Source organism: Paraburkholderia terrae (genome assembly GCF_002902925.1).
GTDB classification, from domain to species: Bacteria; Pseudomonadota; Gammaproteobacteria; order Burkholderiales; family Burkholderiaceae; genus Paraburkholderia; species Paraburkholderia terrae.
This window is the reverse complement of the sequence record NZ_CP026113.1, coordinates 143,254-159,184: the sequence shown is the minus strand read 5'-3', so window position 1 is coordinate 159,184 and position 15,931 is coordinate 143,254. Positions and strand designations below refer to the sequence as shown.

Annotated in this window: 13 protein-coding genes; 9 read left to right on the top strand and 4 right to left on the bottom strand. The window is 59.1% G+C overall.

Annotated elements, in window-relative coordinates:
* Nucleotides 1-145: 145 nt before the first annotated feature.
* The gene (locus C2L65_RS30470) at nt 146-1,216 is read left to right on the top strand and encodes a hypothetical protein (protein WP_233446678.1); all 1,071 of its coding nucleotides are present in this window, start codon (nt 146-148) and stop codon (nt 1,214-1,216) included.
* Between the two features lie 57 nt (nt 1,217-1,273).
* Here C2L65_RS30470 and ilvB read toward each other — a convergent pair whose 3' ends face one another.
* The gene (gene ilvB / locus C2L65_RS30465; protein WP_174485062.1) at nt 1,274-3,139 is read right to left on the bottom strand and encodes a biosynthetic-type acetolactate synthase large subunit; all 1,866 of its coding nucleotides are present in this window, start codon (nt 3,137-3,139) and stop codon (nt 1,274-1,276) included.
* A 554-nt stretch (nt 3,140-3,693) separates the two neighbouring features.
* Between ilvB and C2L65_RS30460 the strand changes: the two genes are divergently transcribed.
* Together C2L65_RS30460 and mug are read left to right on the top strand one after the other, a co-directional pair.
* Entirely contained in the window at nt 3,694-4,689 is a 996-nt protein-coding gene (locus C2L65_RS30460) for a GlxA family transcriptional regulator (protein WP_042309422.1), read from the top strand.
* Nucleotides 4,690-4,800: 111 nt separating this feature from the next.
* Nucleotides 4,801-5,358 carry a G/U mismatch-specific DNA glycosylase gene (gene mug / locus C2L65_RS30455; protein ID WP_081921059.1) on the top strand — a complete coding sequence of 186 codons (558 nt, stop codon included), beginning with the start codon at nt 4,801-4,803 and terminating at the stop codon, nt 5,356-5,358.
* Nucleotides 5,359-5,366: 8 nt separating this feature from the next.
* Here mug and C2L65_RS30450 read toward each other — a convergent pair whose 3' ends face one another.
* Entirely contained in the window at nt 5,367-6,326 is a 960-nt protein-coding gene (locus C2L65_RS30450; RefSeq protein ID WP_042309424.1) for a LysR family transcriptional regulator, read from the bottom strand.
* Nucleotides 6,327-6,495: 169 nt separating this feature from the next.
* Here C2L65_RS30450 and C2L65_RS30445 point away from each other — a divergent pair, with 169 nt between their 5' ends.
* Nucleotides 6,496-6,687: a DUF2964 family protein gene (locus C2L65_RS30445; RefSeq protein WP_042309426.1), complete on the top strand. Its 192-nt coding sequence runs from the start codon at nt 6,496-6,498 to the stop codon at nt 6,685-6,687.
* A gap of 41 nt (nt 6,688-6,728) precedes the next feature.
* Here the strand turns inward: C2L65_RS30445 and C2L65_RS30440 are convergent, their stop codons facing one another.
* A complete protein-coding gene (locus C2L65_RS30440) occupies nt 6,729-6,929 on the bottom strand; it encodes a hypothetical protein (RefSeq protein WP_042309429.1) in 201 nt (66 codons plus the stop codon).
* 565 nt (nt 6,930-7,494) lie between these two features.
* Here C2L65_RS30440 and C2L65_RS30435 point away from each other — a divergent pair.
* From C2L65_RS30435 to C2L65_RS30415, 5 genes are all read left to right on the top strand, one after another.
* Nucleotides 7,495-9,120 (top strand): MFS transporter, encoded by a 1,626-nt coding sequence (locus tag C2L65_RS30435; RefSeq protein ID WP_042309430.1) that lies wholly within the window; start codon nt 7,495-7,497, stop codon nt 9,118-9,120.
* A gap of 12 nt (nt 9,121-9,132) precedes the next feature.
* A complete protein-coding gene (locus C2L65_RS30430; RefSeq protein WP_042309433.1) occupies nt 9,133-10,209 on the top strand; it encodes an HlyD family secretion protein in 1,077 nt (358 codons plus the stop codon).
* Nucleotides 10,206-11,744 carry an efflux transporter outer membrane subunit gene (locus C2L65_RS30425; RefSeq protein WP_042309435.1) on the top strand — a complete coding sequence of 513 codons (1,539 nt, stop codon included), beginning with the start codon at nt 10,206-10,208 and terminating at the stop codon, nt 11,742-11,744. Before C2L65_RS30430 ends, C2L65_RS30425 begins: the two co-directional genes overlap by 4 nt.
* A gap of 89 nt (nt 11,745-11,833) precedes the next feature.
* On the top strand, nt 11,834-12,097 hold the full coding sequence (locus tag C2L65_RS30420) for a hypothetical protein (RefSeq protein ID WP_042309437.1): 264 nt from the start codon (nt 11,834-11,836) through the stop codon (nt 12,095-12,097).
* A gap of 188 nt (nt 12,098-12,285) precedes the next feature.
* Nucleotides 12,286-14,004 (top strand): tetratricopeptide repeat protein, encoded by a 1,719-nt coding sequence (locus tag C2L65_RS30415; RefSeq protein ID WP_042309439.1) that lies wholly within the window; start codon nt 12,286-12,288, stop codon nt 14,002-14,004.
* Nucleotides 14,005-14,588: 584 nt separating this feature from the next.
* On the opposite strand, the gene C2L65_RS30405 is transcribed toward C2L65_RS30415, so the two are convergent.
* Nucleotides 14,589-15,779, bottom strand: coding sequence for a TIGR03118 family protein (locus tag C2L65_RS30405; RefSeq protein WP_042309441.1), 1,191 nt, complete (start codon nt 15,777-15,779; stop codon nt 14,589-14,591).
* Nucleotides 15,780-15,931: the final 152 nt, after the last annotated feature.

The following is a 15,931-nucleotide window of genomic DNA, read 5'->3' as shown; positions in this document are numbered from 1 at the left end:
AACGCCCGCCGTCTCCAATAGTAAGGTTTCGGCGCGGTGATCTTTGGCCATTGTGTACCGACCGCAGGACAAGTTTCGAAAGCGCGTGCTCACGCTCGTACGAGGCTCGATTTCGAAGCAATCTGGCCTGAATCGACAACAGAAAATGTTCAACCTCAACGTCGATTCGTGTCCTAATCGGCGGTGCCGCGCGATATTCCATCAACTTCCACTAACCGCATGTATGCAGCACCGGAATGAGTATCTGAACAACAAACATGTCGACGGTTTCATAGCCTATTTATCAAGTGTCCTGTCCGGTCACACCCGAATCAATTTCTCGGCGGCGTTTCCGAGAAACAGGCTGCCCCGTCACTACGAGATGCAATGTCCCGGAAGGGTCGAGCGAGAAGCGGCCGGGTCCCTCTATGTCGTCGAGGCAGAGACGCTTGAACAGCTATTCCGCTTTTACTGGTGGAACCACCGCTTCTACGACGAAAACAGAAAAGAGGTCGATGAGGTACGTTCGTGCGTACAGTCCACGATCGTCGAAGAAGACAGCGAGTTCGCGCTTGAGTTGACACGTGCCGCGTGCCGGAAGGTCATGGAATGGGGGTTCGGACGCGGGACGCGCGCGAATGAAAGCAACGTGTCCTGGGCGATGAGCCAGGGCCAGTCGCTTATCCAGGTGCTGCGCAATGGCCGCGAGGCATTGTTGTCTGATGCTCCGGATCTTTCTGTTTTTAACCGTAACCCGAATCCATCGACGCACTGGTCAAAGATGAATTCCGGTTGGACCAAATACTATTCTTTTGCCTTACCCGCGCATGTGATTTACGACAGCCGGGTCGGCGCTGCGCTCTGCTATCTCGTCAGAAGATACCTCGAAAGCGTCGAAGCCGAATGTCGGGTTGGTGCGGTTCCGGAAAGCCTCGCATTTCGTCGGGCGCCTGGCCAGGGAGAAAGAAATACACGCGATCCATCGTGCGGGCCATACAAGTTCGCCCGTCTTTCCGGCGGACCGGCAGGATCGCGGGAATGGGCGCGCGTGAATATCCAGGCGAACTGGATTCTCTCCGCGGCCGTCAGCAGATCTGCTGCAATGTGGTGCTCCGGACCCGAGGGTTTCAGACGCGTTGAAGGCGCCCTCTTTATGCTCGGCTACGATTTGAGTCGCGTCGAACGTTCACAAGCCCACGATGACACCGAGCCCACGAACCTGTCCTTCCACTGGTAGTGAGGATTGCGGGCCCTGCCGAAGCACGACCCGCATAGCAACGTGACAAGCACGCTGCTAGAACATATCCGCAACCTGCTGACGCCCGGCACCTTCCCCACCCGCTTTCTGACGATTCCGCGAAGGGATGAACGGCCCGGTGATCATATTCGAATAGCTCTGGCCTGGCCCCACCATTGGATAGACATCGGCGTTCTGGTCGATCATGACCTCGAGGAAAGCAGGCCCGTCGAAATCGAGGAAAGCCTTGAGCTTCGCGTCCAGTTCGCTGATCGCATCGACGCGACAGGCAAAACCAAACCCGTCGGCCTGTGCCGCCATCACGAAGTCCTTGCGGTGAAGCGTCTTGTCGCTGACGCATAAACGGCCTTCGTAATACAGATGCTGCCACTGCCGGATCATTCCGTCGCCGAGATTGTTGAGCAGCAGTACTTTGACTGGCACGCCGTACGTGCTTGCCGTCTCGAGTTCGCCCACGTTCATGCGGATACTGCCGTCGCCGTCGATGTCGATGACGAGGGCATCCGGTTGCGCGAATTGAGCGCCGATCGCGGCGGGCAAGCCGAAACCCATCGTCCCCATGCTCCCAGACGTCAGGAAGTTTCGCGGCTCGACGAAGTCGAAGAACTGCGCAGCCCACATCTGATGCTGGCCCACACCTGTGCTGATGATTGCACGCCCGCCCGTGATTTCGCTGAGCCGCTCGATGACGTACTGCGGCTGAATCGTCGGACTATGCCTGTCGTAGTTCATGCCGTAGGCCCGCTTGAGGTCCTGCACGTGTTCGAGCCACTCAGAGGGCGCTTGCACATCACGACCGTAACCCATCAGCGACAGAAGCGCGTCCTTCGCATCGCCGATATGAGTCCAGTGCGCCCGCTTGACCTTGCTAATCTCAGCCTCGTCGATGTCGATATGCGCGACATACCGTGCGCGGGGCGCAAATGCTTCGGGCCGGCCACCCGCGACCCGATCATCGAACCGGGCGCCGACGGCAATCAGAAAATCGCAATCTTCGACCGCGTAATTCGCACACGCGGCGCCGTGCATGCCCAGCATGCCCAGCGACAGTTCGTGCTTCACCGGTATCGCGCCGAGTCCCATCAGCGTCGTCACAATGGGGACTTTGTAGCGTTCGGAAAACTGGCGCAGTTCGGCCGTCGCGCCCGCTGCGATCACGCCGCCGCCGACATACAACAACGGCCGCTTGCTCTGCGCGAGAAGATCGAAGAATTCATCGCGCTTGTCCTCGCCGAGATCAGCGCCTTTTGCCACCATTCGAAGACGGTCAGAGTAGCCTCGAAACTGCAGTGTCCCGTGCCCCTGGTACGTTCCCACCCAGTTCTGGATGTCCTTGGGCACATCGACGACAACGGGACCAGGACGACCGGTGCGCGCAATCTCAAATGCCGTCCGCAGCGTCTGCTCCAGCTTCGTCGGATCAGTAACCAGAAATACCTGTTTCGCACACGCGGACATGATGTTGAATACGGGCGCTTCCTGAAAGGCATCGGTGCCGATCACGGCACGCGGCACCTGTCCGCATATGAGAACGACGGGAACCGAGTCGCCGTTGCAGTCGGCGATCGGCGTCACGGCGTTCGTCGCCCCTGGACCCGACGTGACCATGAATACGCCGACTTTTCCGCTTGCACGCGCATAACCCGCAGCCATGAACCCTGCCGCCTGTTCATTGGCAGGAACAACGAGCTTGATCTGACGCTCGGGATTTTTCTCGTGCAGTTCGTTGAAGCGAAAAACAGCGTCGTACGTCGGCAGGATCGCGCCGCCGCTGTATCCGAACACGGTATCGACGCCCTGTTCGCTGAGCACGCGCAAGATGATGTCGGCGCCCGACATCGGCTCGCCGGCGTTTTCTGCTTTCTGGAAGACTTGTGAAGCGACGTTTGGGTTTCGGGTCATGGTTGTCTCGAATGGAACGGGCGCCGATCGTTTCAGCCGCCCAATTCAAAGGCCAATCTCCCTTCCAACTCGAGAACAGCGTATGTTCAGCACCAGCTTGCGGACGTTCGACCTGACGGGTTCTCCGTGCATAGCCAACCCATCCAGCACTTTTGTGATGTGCAACCGGAAGAATTGCGAGGGGGTTTCGCTTTCATTGTGACAAGCATTGCGCGCGAGGGATTGCCCAACAGGCGCATTCACAGGCCAAACTGAGACCGTTTTCGGCCATCGCGTTCGCCGGCTTTCTGGCGCACTATTCAAGCGGACGGCAGCAGGAAATTAAGTAAAGCTGATTCTGCAGTTACTGACAAAAATAGCAAACCAACCTGCAAACCTGGCATTCCGGAAAAAATACATTTGAGATTTTCTAATCACGACACAGTGACGGTGAATTCTTACGATAAGCTAATCGACTGCACGTTACCAGGCTTCATGGCATTGCGTGATGCGTTGTAGTGGAGCGTCCAACACGGTTAGCCGTGGGCGTGCTTACAGTCAATGAAGGTCACGAAATGAAAGTCGCCGTTGTCATATTTGATGGTGTGCAAGCCCTGGATGTCGCAGGCCCACTGGACGTGTTCGCCGAAGCGAACACGTTTCTGCCTGAGCATCAGCGATATCAGGTCTCTTTCGTAGGATTCGAAGCGGGCATGGTAACGGCATCCAACGGGATGCAACTCGCCGTGCCCTTCGGCTATGCGGATTTCGACACGCAATGTGACCTGCTGCTGATAGCGGGTGGACCTCAGCTGCCCGACTTTCGTCCGCCGGTCCAGTTTCTCGACTGGTTGAGGCGTCAGGCGAACGGCGCGACCCGGTATGGCTCTGTTTGCAATGGCGCGTTCCTGCTCGCACATGCCGGGCTGCTCGATAGCCGCGACGTGACGACCCATTGGGCCGATGCCGGCCGCCTCGCCGACGACTTTCCTCAAACGTGCGTGCAGCCCGACAGGATTTTCATTCGCGACGGCCGCCTGTTCACTTCAGCGGGCGTTACCGCGGGCATTGATCTGTGCCTGTCGCTGGTCGCCGAAGACTGGGGGCATGAACTGGCCGTGCGCGTCGCGAAACGGCTGGTCGTTTATATCCAGCGTGAAGGTGGGCAGTCGCAATACAGCCCTTACGTCGGCGTGCGCAAGGATGATGATCCCATCATCGGCAAGGTGCAGCGTTACGTGATGGACCACATTACGGACGTGCTCTCGATCGAGCAACTCGCCAGCGCTGTTTCCGTCAGTCGACGCACCTTCTCGCGCCTGTTCGCCAAATATGCAAAGGTGACGCCGTCGGCATTTGTCGAGCAGGTCCGCGTGGATACGGCGAGAAAGCTGCTCGAAGAAACGGATGCGCCGCTCAAGACCGTTGCGTTCAAATGCGGCTTCCACAGCGCCACGCATATGCGTACGACGTTCGCCCGACGGCTCAATGTGACGCCGAAACAGTATCGCCAGCGCTTTCGTGGCGAAGTGGACGAACACCCGTTGGAGCTTGACGCGGTCGCCGAATGAACGGCGTGGTTCTTCAAGCTCGTGGGCTGCGTCATACTCCTGCGGGTCTTACGCGACACGTGTCTCACACGTGCGGTCTAACGAATCGTCATTGAAAGGCCTGCAATCTCCATGGCTCACCCTGAATCGCTTCAAGGTCTTCCGGATATTCTCGATACAGGCTTATCGGTGGTGTTTTGCGGGATCAATCCAGGGCTAAGTGCGGCATCGACAGGTCATCACTTCGAGGGCCGTGGAAATCGGTTCTGGCGAGTTCTTCATCTGGCGGGTTTTACGCGGGAACAATTACGCCCCGAAGACGACCGTTCATTGCTGCAATACGCGTGCGGTTCGACGACGGCAGTATCGCGCCCCACAGCGCGGGCGGAGCAGTTGTCCCGATCGGAAATCAAGGCGGCTGCGCCTGAATTCGAGCGAAAGATCGCACACTACGCACCGCGCTACGTTGCCTTCCTTGGCAAGATGGCGGTCTCCGAATTGATCGGCAAACGCGACGTCGATTGGGGGCTTCAGTCGGTCACATTCGGCGGCGCAGGTGTCTGGGTATTGCCCAATCCCAGCGGCTTGAACCGCGCGTTCAGTCTGGATGCCCTGGTTTCCGCGTATCGAGAACTTCGTCTCGCAGTTGATTCAGTGCATTGCGCAATTGAATCCTCTCGCACTAGATGAACTACGCTTTACGGTTCGGCCAGATCGGCGATTGCACTGCCTGCTTTCACTATCTTCGGCGCATCGACGAATTGAAGGTGTACGTTTCTGCGTAACGTTTCAGTCACGAATTCGACGAAAGAGCGAATCTTCATGCTTGTGCCCTTTCGCTCGACGTGCAGCAGATTCACCGGAATCGACTCCGGCTCAAACGCTGCCAGGATTCGTTGCAGACTTCCACTGAGCACTTCGGGCGCTGCCTGGTAAGAAAGCAATTGCGTTATCCCCACGCGGTCGACGGCCGCCATGACAGCCGCGGGCGCCAGATCGACGATCATTCGCGGACGAACCCGAACGGGCAGCCTCAAACCGTTTTCGTAGAACAGCCATTCGAGCGGATGCGTCACGCCCGTAAAGGACACGCAGTGGTGGTCACTCAGTTGCCTGGGATGAACGGGCTCCCCGAGCGCGTCAAGATACGCCGGTGCTGCATAGGTTCGGCGGCTTACGGCGCCCAATGGCACGGCGAACACTGAAGAATCGCCAAGATGACCGATGCGAATCGCGATATCCACCCCTTCCTCGATCAGCCGCGTCGTACGGTCGACATAGACGACATTCACGCTGACGTCCGGATAGATATTCGCGTAGGCGTTGATGAGCGGGGCTATGAACCGTTGGCCAAACAAGACCGGTGCGGAGACAGTCAACGTGCCCACAGGCTTGCTTTGCTCAGCGGCGATATTCGATTCCGCGTCAGCGATGGTATCGAGTACTCTGCGGCACGCTTCGAGGTAGAACATTCCCGCGTCTGTGGGACGGATCGAGCGGGTGGTCCGCGCAATCAGCTGTGCGCCCACGCGTGTTTCCAGCGAATTCAGCGCCCTTGAAACCGTGGGAGCGGACATACCGAGCTTCTCTGACGCGCCGGTAAAACTGCCTCGATCAACGATGGCGACGAACACCTCCATCTCGCGAAATTTGTCCATCGTAATTCCCGACTTCAATTCTCGAAGCGATTGTAGATGCGATTTTCCGCGTCACGTTCAGCGTGGCGCAATTCGCGCACTGAATGGCCCATAACCTGGCACATGCGCGCTTCAAGAGACCGGGTTCATCTCCGACAATGGATCTAGTCGCCTAACATTGGGAGCGGTAATGTTTCGGTTGAAGCTCAGATCGACTCTGTTGAAGATCGGTGTGTTTGTCGCAGTGGGCGGCCCGCTTGCAGCATTTAAGGGACTGCTCTCCGGTGATGAAGAGATAGCCCCGTATGTGGCGGCGGCCGTCGTCATCGTGATAGCGGGCCTGGTCGTGTTGCTCAAGTCGACCCGTAGTGATGACGCGTGATAGCTATGGCCGGTCGCAAAATGCACCGGCCACGTCGGCGGCTATGCTTCAAGAATGGCCACGTTGTAGTCTTCGTCCTGGAACGCAACGAAGAATTCTTCAGGCATCAGCCAGGAATCCACGCTCACCGTATTCGCATCGACATTGACGTCGACTTGCGCATCCGCGTCGACGCTCTTCATCGCGCGCTGGATTCTGGAGATATCGTCAGACTGAATTGCTTCTTTAACTGAGAATTTCATTTTCGCTCACCAATCAATAACGGTTAATCAATTGCAGGCTATCGAATTTATTCGACTTGATTTGATTCTATCCGGCACCCACATTTCCGTCGACGCACATAAGACAACTATGTGTTTCAGATTCAGATTGGTTTGCGCAGAGTCTATTTTACGGATTACTGCAAATGCAGCGGCCTCGGCCCTGAAACCCTTCATCTGGGACGAACAGCGGCAATTCCAGTCAACCCTATGACGATATGCCCGGATTGATCAAATGGAAAAAGTCAATTTCCATTTGATCGCCAAAAAATCCTTACAGAACGGGCATGGCCAGATTTCAAAATCAAATGGCCTAAAACGTTACATGCGGCGGCTTTTGGAAACCCTGCTCAACTCCTAGAATTAGTCAGGTCATCGCGCGGTGAATTCACCGCGGCAATTCCGGGTGAATTAACCACGTAAATGGTCAAGAGGTCATTGCAAAGGTCTTCTCCTGGAACACCTGAGGTCTCCGTCAGCGTCCATCGTCTGAAGGTCCATCCCAGATGCGATGCGTTGTTGAGGACTATTTGCCGAGCGCACCCCTATGACGAGTGTCAATCCCTCGACGACTGAAACGGCCGGCCCGGTTGTTGCGTCGTCTCCTGCCCCGTTGCCCGCAGCGCAAGCGCCGACGCCCGCGCCTCAGGCACCCGCGCAAGCGGAGATGTCGCAGCGCCTGGCCATTGGTCTGAGTGGAATGCTGCTCGCGTCGCTACTGGCAATCGTCAACGAACAGGTCACTGCGCTTGCCATGACCGACGTGCGTGGCGCGCTCTCCATTGGACACGACGACGGGAGCTGGCTGACCGTTCTGTTCGAAGCCGCCAACGTGTCCACGATGATCTTTGCACCGTGGTTCGGCATCACCTTCACCTTGAAGCGGTTCACGATAGGTGCGGTGGTGGCCTCGATGTTGTTTGCCTTCCTTTGTCCGTTCTCGCCGAACCTGTCCACGTTTTACGTGCTGCGTGTGCTTCAGGGCGTCGCTGGGGGCTGTCTGCCGCCCATGCTGATCATCGTGGCGTTGCGCTATCTGCCGCCCAGAATCAAGCTGTATGGCCTCGCGGGATACGCGCTCACAGCAACCTTCGGGCCTACGATTGGCACGCCGCTCGCCGCGTTGTGGACGGAGTATGTCAGCTGGAAGATGGCGTTCTGGCAGTCCGTGCCGTTCGGCCTGTTGAGCTGTGTGGCGATCCAGTACGGCCTGCCGCAAGATGCTGTCAAGCTCGAAAGGTTCCGGTCGTTCAACTGGGTCGGATTGATCACGGGCGGCCCGGGTGTTGCCATGCTCGTCATGGGCCTGTTGCAGGGCGATCGGCTGGACTGGCTGAATTCGACGTTTGTCTGCGTGATGCTGTTCGGAGGAACGCTTCTTTTCATCGCGTTTCTCGTCAACGAGTGGTATCAGCCAGTTCCGTTCTTCAAGCTGCAGTTGCTGTACCGCAGAAACTTCTCGCATGGTCTGTCGACGCTCGTGGGCGCCGTGATGTTGCTGGTCGGTGTCGCGGTGATTCCCGCCCAGTTCCTTGCGATGGTCCACACGTACAGACCGCTTCAAACGGCACCGCTGGCGTTGCTGGTTGCCATTCCGCTGCTGATTACGCTTCCCCTGACAGCCGCACTGCTGAACATGCGCCGGGTCGATTCGCGGTGGATCATGGCCTTGGGACTGTCACTGGTCGCGACCACGTGCATTTTGGGAAGCTTCATGACTTCCGAGTGGGTTCGCGAGAACTTCTACTGGCTCCAGTCATTGCAGATCGTGGCGCAGCCGATGGTGATCGTCGCCATCCTGATGGGTGTCACAACGGGCTTGCCGCCGACGGAAGGCCCTTTCGCTTCCGCCATGTTCAACTCGCTCAAGGCATTCACTGGCGTTGCGGCAACGGCGCTGATCGAAGGCCTGGGCACGGCCCGTGAGCATTTTCATTCGAGCATGCTGGTCGACCATCTGGGCAATAACGCATTGATCGCCAGTCAGAGCATCGACGCTGCTCATGGTCTCGGCGAACTCGCGCATCGGATTCACGAGCAGGCCGTGGTGCTCACTTCCGCCGACCTCTATCGCGTGATGGCGGTGATCGCCGTTGCCGTTCTGCTTCTCGTACCTGTGCTTCCGGTGCGCATCTATCCGCCGTGGTGTACGACACCGCCGTCCAATCGCTAACCATTGATTCATATGTCATTCCTCACCCGAATTCCCCCCAAAGTGGTTCGTATCGCCGCGGTCGTGGTCGTGCTGGGCGTCGTCGCCTGGGGTTGTACGAAGCTGCTTGCCAATCCGGACTACGAATCCACCAACGACGCCTACGTCGCCGCGGATTTCACGCTCGTCGCGCCGCGTATCGCCGGCCAGGTCTCGGAGGTACTCGTCGAGGACAACCAGCAGTTGAAGGCTGGGCAATTGATGGTGCGTATCGATGATCGCGACTTCCAGGCTGCGTTGCTGACTGCGCAGGCCGACGTGGCGGCCGCAAAGGCATCCGTCGCGAACTACGACGCCGAGATCGCGCGTCACCCTTCACTCGTCGATCAGGCGCGCGCCACGCTGCGTTCCGACGAAGCATCGATCGATTTCGCACGCGCAAATGCAGCGCGCTACCAGAACCTGTCGGAGTCCGGCGCGGGCACGATGCAGGAGCATCAGCACGCCTCGAGCGCGCTCGCCGAGCAACTCGCGCAACAGGCGCATGACCGTGCTGCACTCGCTGCGACCGAACAGAATCTCGACGTGCTGCGCACGCAGCGCGACAAGGCTGCCGGTGCGTTGGCACACGCTGAGGCAGTGCTGGAGCAGGCCAGGCTCAACCTGTCTTACACGGAGATTCATGCGCCGGTGGACGGCAAGGTGGGCAGGCGTTCGGTGCGGGTCGGCGCGTTCGTCACACCCGGCGCGCCGCTGCTCGCGATCGTGCCGCTTTCGGCTGCCTATGTGGTCGCGAACTTCCAGGAGAACCAGATCACCAACATGCGGCCTGGCGAGCGTGTGCGTATCAAGGTCGACAGCTTTCCGGGCGTTGTCATTCAAGGGCATATCGACAGTCTGGCTCCTGCTACCGGCGTGAGCTTCGCGCCGATCGCGCCCGACAACGCGACGGGCAACTTCACGAAGATCGTGCAGCGCGTGCCCGTCAAGATCACGATCGATCCGGGCCAGCAGGCGGCATCCGCATTGAGCGTGGGGCTTTCTGTCGAGGCGGAAGTCGCGGTTAGCAAGCACGGCGACGCGACGATCGCGGGAGCGGACAACAAATGAACGCGCGCGAGTTTTCCATTCGTACGCCCGCGTTGGCAGGTTTGCTTTGCTTTGCACTGAGCGGCTGTCTGGTGGGCCCCAATTTCGAACGTCCTACCTCGACCACGCCCGACGTCTTCAATCGTACCCAGACCGCACAGGCGCCGAGCAAGGCGGCTGAATCCGAATTCAATCCGGATTGGTGGCTGCTGTTCAACGATCCCACGCTGAACGCGCTCGAACAGAAGCTGGCCGATGCAAACCTCGACGTAGCGGCGGCCTCTGCCCGTCTGCGGCAAAGCCGGGCCGAGCAGCGCGTTGCAGGCGCCGCGGAATATCCGACACTCACGGGCGCCGCTTCGTACAACCGCGAGCGCGGTAGCGAGAACGGCATTCTTTCGTTGCTTGGCGTCTCGCCGACGGAAACCCAGACGCAATCGGCTTCGGGAAGCGCGCCACTTGGCGTCGCGCCGTTGCCGGGCAGCAAAGGTTCGCCGGCTTACAACCTGTATCAGTTCGGTTTTGACGCGTCGTGGGAAGTCGACATCTGGGGTCGGGTTCGACGCAGTGTCGAAGCCGCGTCTGCATTGACGGATGCCTCGTACGAAGAGCGAAACGCGGTGTTGTTGTCGGCGCGTGCCGAGCTCGCGCGCGACTACATTCAACTGCGCGACACACAGGCTCTGCTTCAGATCGCTCATCAGAATCTCGAGATTGCACGTGACGCCACGAAGCTCACGCAAACGCGCGTACGTGAAGGCGTGACGACCGATCTCGACGTGGCCAACGCGTCCGCACAAGTCGCGACGATCGAAAGTCTGATTCCGACGCTCGAATCGCGCAGCGAAACGACGATCAATGCGATCGGCGTGTTGTTGGCCGAACAGCCCGGCGCGCTGCGACAGATGCTCGCCGAGACACGTGACGTGCCAGGGCTTCCGAATCAGGTGCCGATTGGATTTCCGTCCGAGCTGGTGCAGCGCAGGCCCGACATCAGAAAGGCTGAGGCTCAGTTGCACGCGGCGACGGCAGCTATTGGTATGGCGAAAGCGGACTTTTATCCGCGCATCTCGCTGACTGGCAGCGCCGGATTCCAGAGTCTTCAACTCTCGAATCTCGCTGATTGGGCGTCGGGTCAGTTTGTCGTTGGACCGTCGATCACGCTTCCGATTTTCGAAGGCGGACGTCTCAAGGGAACGCTGCAGTTACGCGAGGCCCAACAGCAGGAGGCGGCAATCGTCTACAAACATACCGTGCTTCAGGCCTGGCGCGAAGTGGATGACGCGTTGATCGTTTATGACGCTGAACAGCGAAGGCATGATCGACTGGAAGAAGTCGTGAGCCTGAATCTGAGGGCGCTTTCTATCGCGCGTCAGCGCTACAAGGCCGGCGCCGTCGATTTTCTCGACGTGCTCAATGTGCAGAGGCAATTGCTCGACGCACAGAGCAATCTCGAGCAAAGCAAGGCCGACGCCGCCGCCAACCTCATCACCTTATGCAAGGTACTCGGTGGCGGGTGGGAGTCGTCGTATGCGCAAAGGGATGTGCGCCATTGAAGCAGCGACGACGACGCACGCCGCCTTTCCCCTTTATTGATTTTCTTAAGCCGTGGACACGCTTCTGCGGCAGGTCGTCCTTGGAGAGCATGATGAAATTGTTGTTTCGCACCTTAGTCATCGCAACGGCGCTCGCCGTCCCCGCCTTGTCACAGGCTCAGGAAAGCAGTCCTCCCGTTCAGTCGCAGCAGAGCAATGCGTCGGAATCGGGCTACGGCGGTAGCGTGACTGGAAAGGACCAGGCCGGGTCGCAGAAGAAAGCGGGGGGTTTTTGGCATCTTGGTGGCGGCAGCACGTCGGGGGACAACTGTGCGGGCCCCATCAGCTACTGCAGCATCTTTTTCGGCAGCTAAATGCGAGGTCGGTGACAGGGTTAGCCGTCGGTCGGGGATGCAATAGCCCACGACTTCGCCCGGGGTCACCCAGCGAACCCGACGCACCCAGGTTCATCAGCGATAATGCACGGCATCTGGTCAACTGGAATCTAACCCGGCTATTCCGGCCCTAAGCGTCCACGAATGTGCCGGCGACCCTGCCGAGTATGAGCAAAACAGCAAATCAGCAGCGCCGCATCGACGCGATGCTTCGCGAAGCCGTGGCGATGCAGCAAAACGGTGCGCAGCCCGAAGCCGAGGAGATCTATCGCGAGATTCTCGCCCTGCGCCCCATGCACTTTGACGCGATCCAGCTGCTCGGCGCGCTGTCGTTACAGGCGGGGCGCATCGACGAAGGTGTCGGGTTATTGCAAAAGGCCGTGTCGATCAACGGAAAGCAGGCACCGTTGCACTCGAATCTCGCATACGCCTATAACGCGCAGCGGCGCTTCAGCGAAGGTTTGGCCAGCGCGAACCGCGCGCTGGCGCTGCAACCCGGCTTCCCCGATGCACTGAACAATCGCGGCAACGCGCTGGCCGGACTCGACCGGCCAGCGGAAGCGCTCGCGAGCTTCGACAAGGCGCTCGCCTTGCAGCCCGAACTTGCGCAGGCATGGAATAACCGCGCCTGCGTGTTGCGCGACCTTGACCGTCCCGCCGATGCGCTAGCGAGCTGCGATCAGGCGATCGCGCTGCACGCCCGTTATGCCGATGCATGGAGCAATCGCGCGAACGCGCTGAGCGACATGAACCGTCCGCAGGACGCGCAAGCGAGCTATCAGCGCGCGCTCGAACTCGCCCCGGCATTCGTCGATGCCTGGAACAATCTCGGCCTCACGCTCGTCGACATGAAGCTGCACGACGAAGCGCTGCAGTCCTACCAGCGAGCGCTCGCGCTGGACGCCGATTGGGCCGAGGCGCACTGGAACTACGCGTTGTGTCTGCTGCAAATGGGTCGGTTCGAACAGGGCTGGCGTGAATACGAATGGCGCTGGCAGCGCCATCGCATCAAGGCGTCTCAGCGGAGCTTTGCACAGCCGCTATGGCTCGGCGAATTTTCACTCGAAGGCAAAACCATTCTGCTGCACGCGGAGCAAGGGCTGGGCGACACGCTGCAGTTCTGCCGCTATGCGCCGCTCGTCGCTGCGATGGGCGCGCGAGTCATCCTCGAAGTGCCGAAGGAACTGATGCGGCTTCTCGCGACGCTTGGCGGCGTCGCTGAACTGGTCGAGCAGGGTCAACCGTTGCCAGCCTTCGATTGCCATGCGCCACTGCTTAGTTTGCCACTCGCGTTTGGGACGGAGCTCGCGAGTATTCCGTCGGGGACGCCCTATCTCTGTGCGGACAATGCGGATGCGCAGCGCTGGGCGCAACGGCTCACCAGCGACGGCGCGCCTGCGATGAAGGTTGGGCTTGTATGGGCGGGCGGAAATCGTCCGCATGTCGCCGAGCTGAGGAAGACCGATGCGCGGCGCTCAGTGACGCTCGACACGCTAAGGCCCATCTTCGATGTGCAGCATGTGCGCTTTTACAGCCTGCAGAAGGGTCCGGCCGCACAGCAGTTGCGCGAAGAGCAGGCGTTGGGCGAGCGGATCATCGACTACACCGATGAACTCGATGACTTCGCGGACACGGCTGCGTTAGTTGAAAACCTCGATCTCGTCATCACGGTCGATACCGCTGTTGCACACCTCGCAGGGGCAATGAACAAGCCGGTATGGATCATGAACCGCTTCGATACGTGCTGGCGGTGGCTGCTCGATCGCACAGATAGTCCGTGGTATCCGGGCGTTCGGTTGTTCAGGCAACCAGCGCTCGGTGACTGGGATAGTGTGGTGAATGAGTTGCGTGATGCGCTCAGCGCGGAGAGTTCTTTGGTGGTTTGAAGGGGCGGTGTGGGATTTGACGTGACGCTGTGGGCGTCGACAAGCCGACTACGCGCGGCGAGATCGTTGATTTTGCGGGACTCGGATGTAGCATATCAAAACATGCATGTGAAAATACCGCTGTCCATTCAAAGCGCGGAGTTCTTTGCGTTCGAGTGCAGTCTGTTCGAAGTGCTGTGGAGTGCGAGCACGCCCGATCGGTTCGATAAGCCCGTCTGAACCGATTTCGTTCGCTCCCGTAGCATGGAGTGCTAATGCAAACACGCGGACCGGAAAGATAAGTGAGCCCGCGTGCCGGTGTGGCCGATGTCTCCAAGTGGCAGTGCTGCCGCTCCTGGCGACCGCACCGGCGCACTAGCAATTTGACGAGTGAAGTCCGAGAAACGCCTGGTAGCCACCATTACGGTTTCCAGGCGCGCGATCTCACACTGACATCAAACGGCGCATTCGTGACACGTGGGCGAGGGCGCGGCCGCCGATGGGTACGGCGATCAATGCAGGAGAGGTCGTGCCTATCTTGTCCTTGTTCGCGATGTTTGTGAGGGCAACTACAGCCGCATCGCGCGCACGCTCGCCACTTCCTGCTATTGCCCTTGATGAGCGGAGGCTCTCGTCTTAGAGCCGCTCAATGGAGCGATGGTACCGAACAGTCCATTGGTCTCCTTGTTAGGGCCTGCCGAGAAGTACAACGTGTCCGGACTCGAGTTGCGGCCGCCACCGAGTGTCAGAGCCCACAATCCGTCGATAGCCAGCGGGTTGCCGTATTGATTCTCCAACTGATCGACAAACGTACCGTCATTGTTGAAGACATTGATTCGACCGTTGCCGAAGTTGCCAATCAGGATCTTGCCGCTGAAGCGGCCGAATGCAAACGATGCGCGCGTGACTCCCCAGGGCGAGTCGAGCGTCCCTCGGCTGGCGAAGCGGCGCAGCAGGTGGCCGTCGGTATCGAATACATCGACGAATCCATGACCGTTACCTGCAACATCGTCATGCCTCTCAGCGTTCTGCTGGGCATACGTGACGAAAAGGTCCCCATCGATGTTCGCAATACCAAACGGCGCGTAGCCAGCTGGGATGTTCGGATCGGTGAAGTTGCCGTCCGTCGTCGCGGGCATGAACAAGCCCTTCGTACCGCCGCTTGGCCCGAATACATCGATCCGACCCGAGCGAAAGTTCGTCGCAAACAGGAATGCTCCTTTCTCGTTCACACCGAAAACGAGACCCTTGTAGACGGCCCCGTTGGCGGCGGATGGAGAGGACGAGTTATCCACCGCGATCACCGCGTTGTTCGCCGGATTCAGCCCGCCGGCCCAAGCGGAAATCGTGCCGTCCTCGGTCGCGAATATAAATGCGGCCGGGATAGTGGTACCCGGCACGAGAAACGCCGGTGAAGGATTCCACACGATTCCGGTCGGCGCGGCAGGCGTGGCATTGGCTGAATTGTTGGCAAGGACGGGATGACAGGAGGTGGCCGGTATGACATTGCCTGGCAGCGGGATGGAGACCTGCAACGCCACCTTTGCCCCTTCTCCGTCATACAGCGTGGAGCAGCCTGTCGCATTGTCGTTGACCCAGAATGGACTTGCTGCCGGACTAAAAGCAATACCCCAAGCGTTCTGTAATACCCCGTCGACCTTCGGGGCAGCGCCTGCCAGGTTGGACACGAGTGGTGTGACGACGTAAGCATCATCGTCAGCAGCATGCCCGATTGTGAAACCGGCCGCGAGGACGATTACGGCCGCTGCTTTGAGACCCCACGAGACCTGCGACATGGTCACCCTCCTTAGTCTGACTGGTGAGAGATTGTTCCGCGAGTTGGTGCCGCAGGTGACTAAACGACCGCTGCCCTGCAAATATTCCCCTGTTCTTCAAAAACCTCCACTTGTCATCCGGTCGTATGGCGCGACAGGGGTCCACAGCAGCT

Bases quoted from the DNA above. Each gene is read 5' to 3' on its own strand.
- C2L65_RS30425 (WP_042309435.1), top strand. From the start codon at position 10,206: ATGAACGCGCGCGAGTTTTCCATTCGTACGCCCGCGTTGGCAGGTTTG.
- C2L65_RS30470 (WP_233446678.1), top strand. From the start codon at position 146: ATGTTCAACCTCAACGTCGATTCGTGTCCTAATCGGCGGTGCCGCGCG.
- C2L65_RS30430 (WP_042309433.1), top strand. From the start codon at position 9,133: ATGTCATTCCTCACCCGAATTCCCCCCAAAGTGGTTCGTATCGCCGCG.
- C2L65_RS30405 (WP_042309441.1), bottom strand. From the start codon at position 15,779: ATGTCGCAGGTCTCGTGGGGTCTCAAAGCAGCGGCCGTAATCGTCCTC.
- C2L65_RS30435 (WP_042309430.1), top strand. From the start codon at position 7,495: ATGACGAGTGTCAATCCCTCGACGACTGAAACGGCCGGCCCGGTTGTT.
- C2L65_RS30450 (WP_042309424.1), bottom strand. From the start codon at position 6,326: ATGGACAAATTTCGCGAGATGGAGGTGTTCGTCGCCATCGTTGATCGA.
- mug (WP_081921059.1), top strand. From the start codon at position 4,801: ATGGCTCACCCTGAATCGCTTCAAGGTCTTCCGGATATTCTCGATACA.
- C2L65_RS30415 (WP_042309439.1), top strand. From the start codon at position 12,286: ATGAGCAAAACAGCAAATCAGCAGCGCCGCATCGACGCGATGCTTCGC.
- C2L65_RS30420 (WP_042309437.1), top strand. From the start codon at position 11,834: ATGATGAAATTGTTGTTTCGCACCTTAGTCATCGCAACGGCGCTCGCC.
- C2L65_RS30440 (WP_042309429.1), bottom strand. From the start codon at position 6,929: ATGAAATTCTCAGTTAAAGAAGCAATTCAGTCTGACGATATCTCCAGA.
- C2L65_RS30460 (WP_042309422.1), top strand. From the start codon at position 3,694: ATGAAAGTCGCCGTTGTCATATTTGATGGTGTGCAAGCCCTGGATGTC.
- C2L65_RS30445 (WP_042309426.1), top strand. From the start codon at position 6,496: ATGTTTCGGTTGAAGCTCAGATCGACTCTGTTGAAGATCGGTGTGTTT.
- ilvB (WP_174485062.1), bottom strand. From the start codon at position 3,139: ATGACCCGAAACCCAAACGTCGCTTCACAAGTCTTCCAGAAAGCAGAA.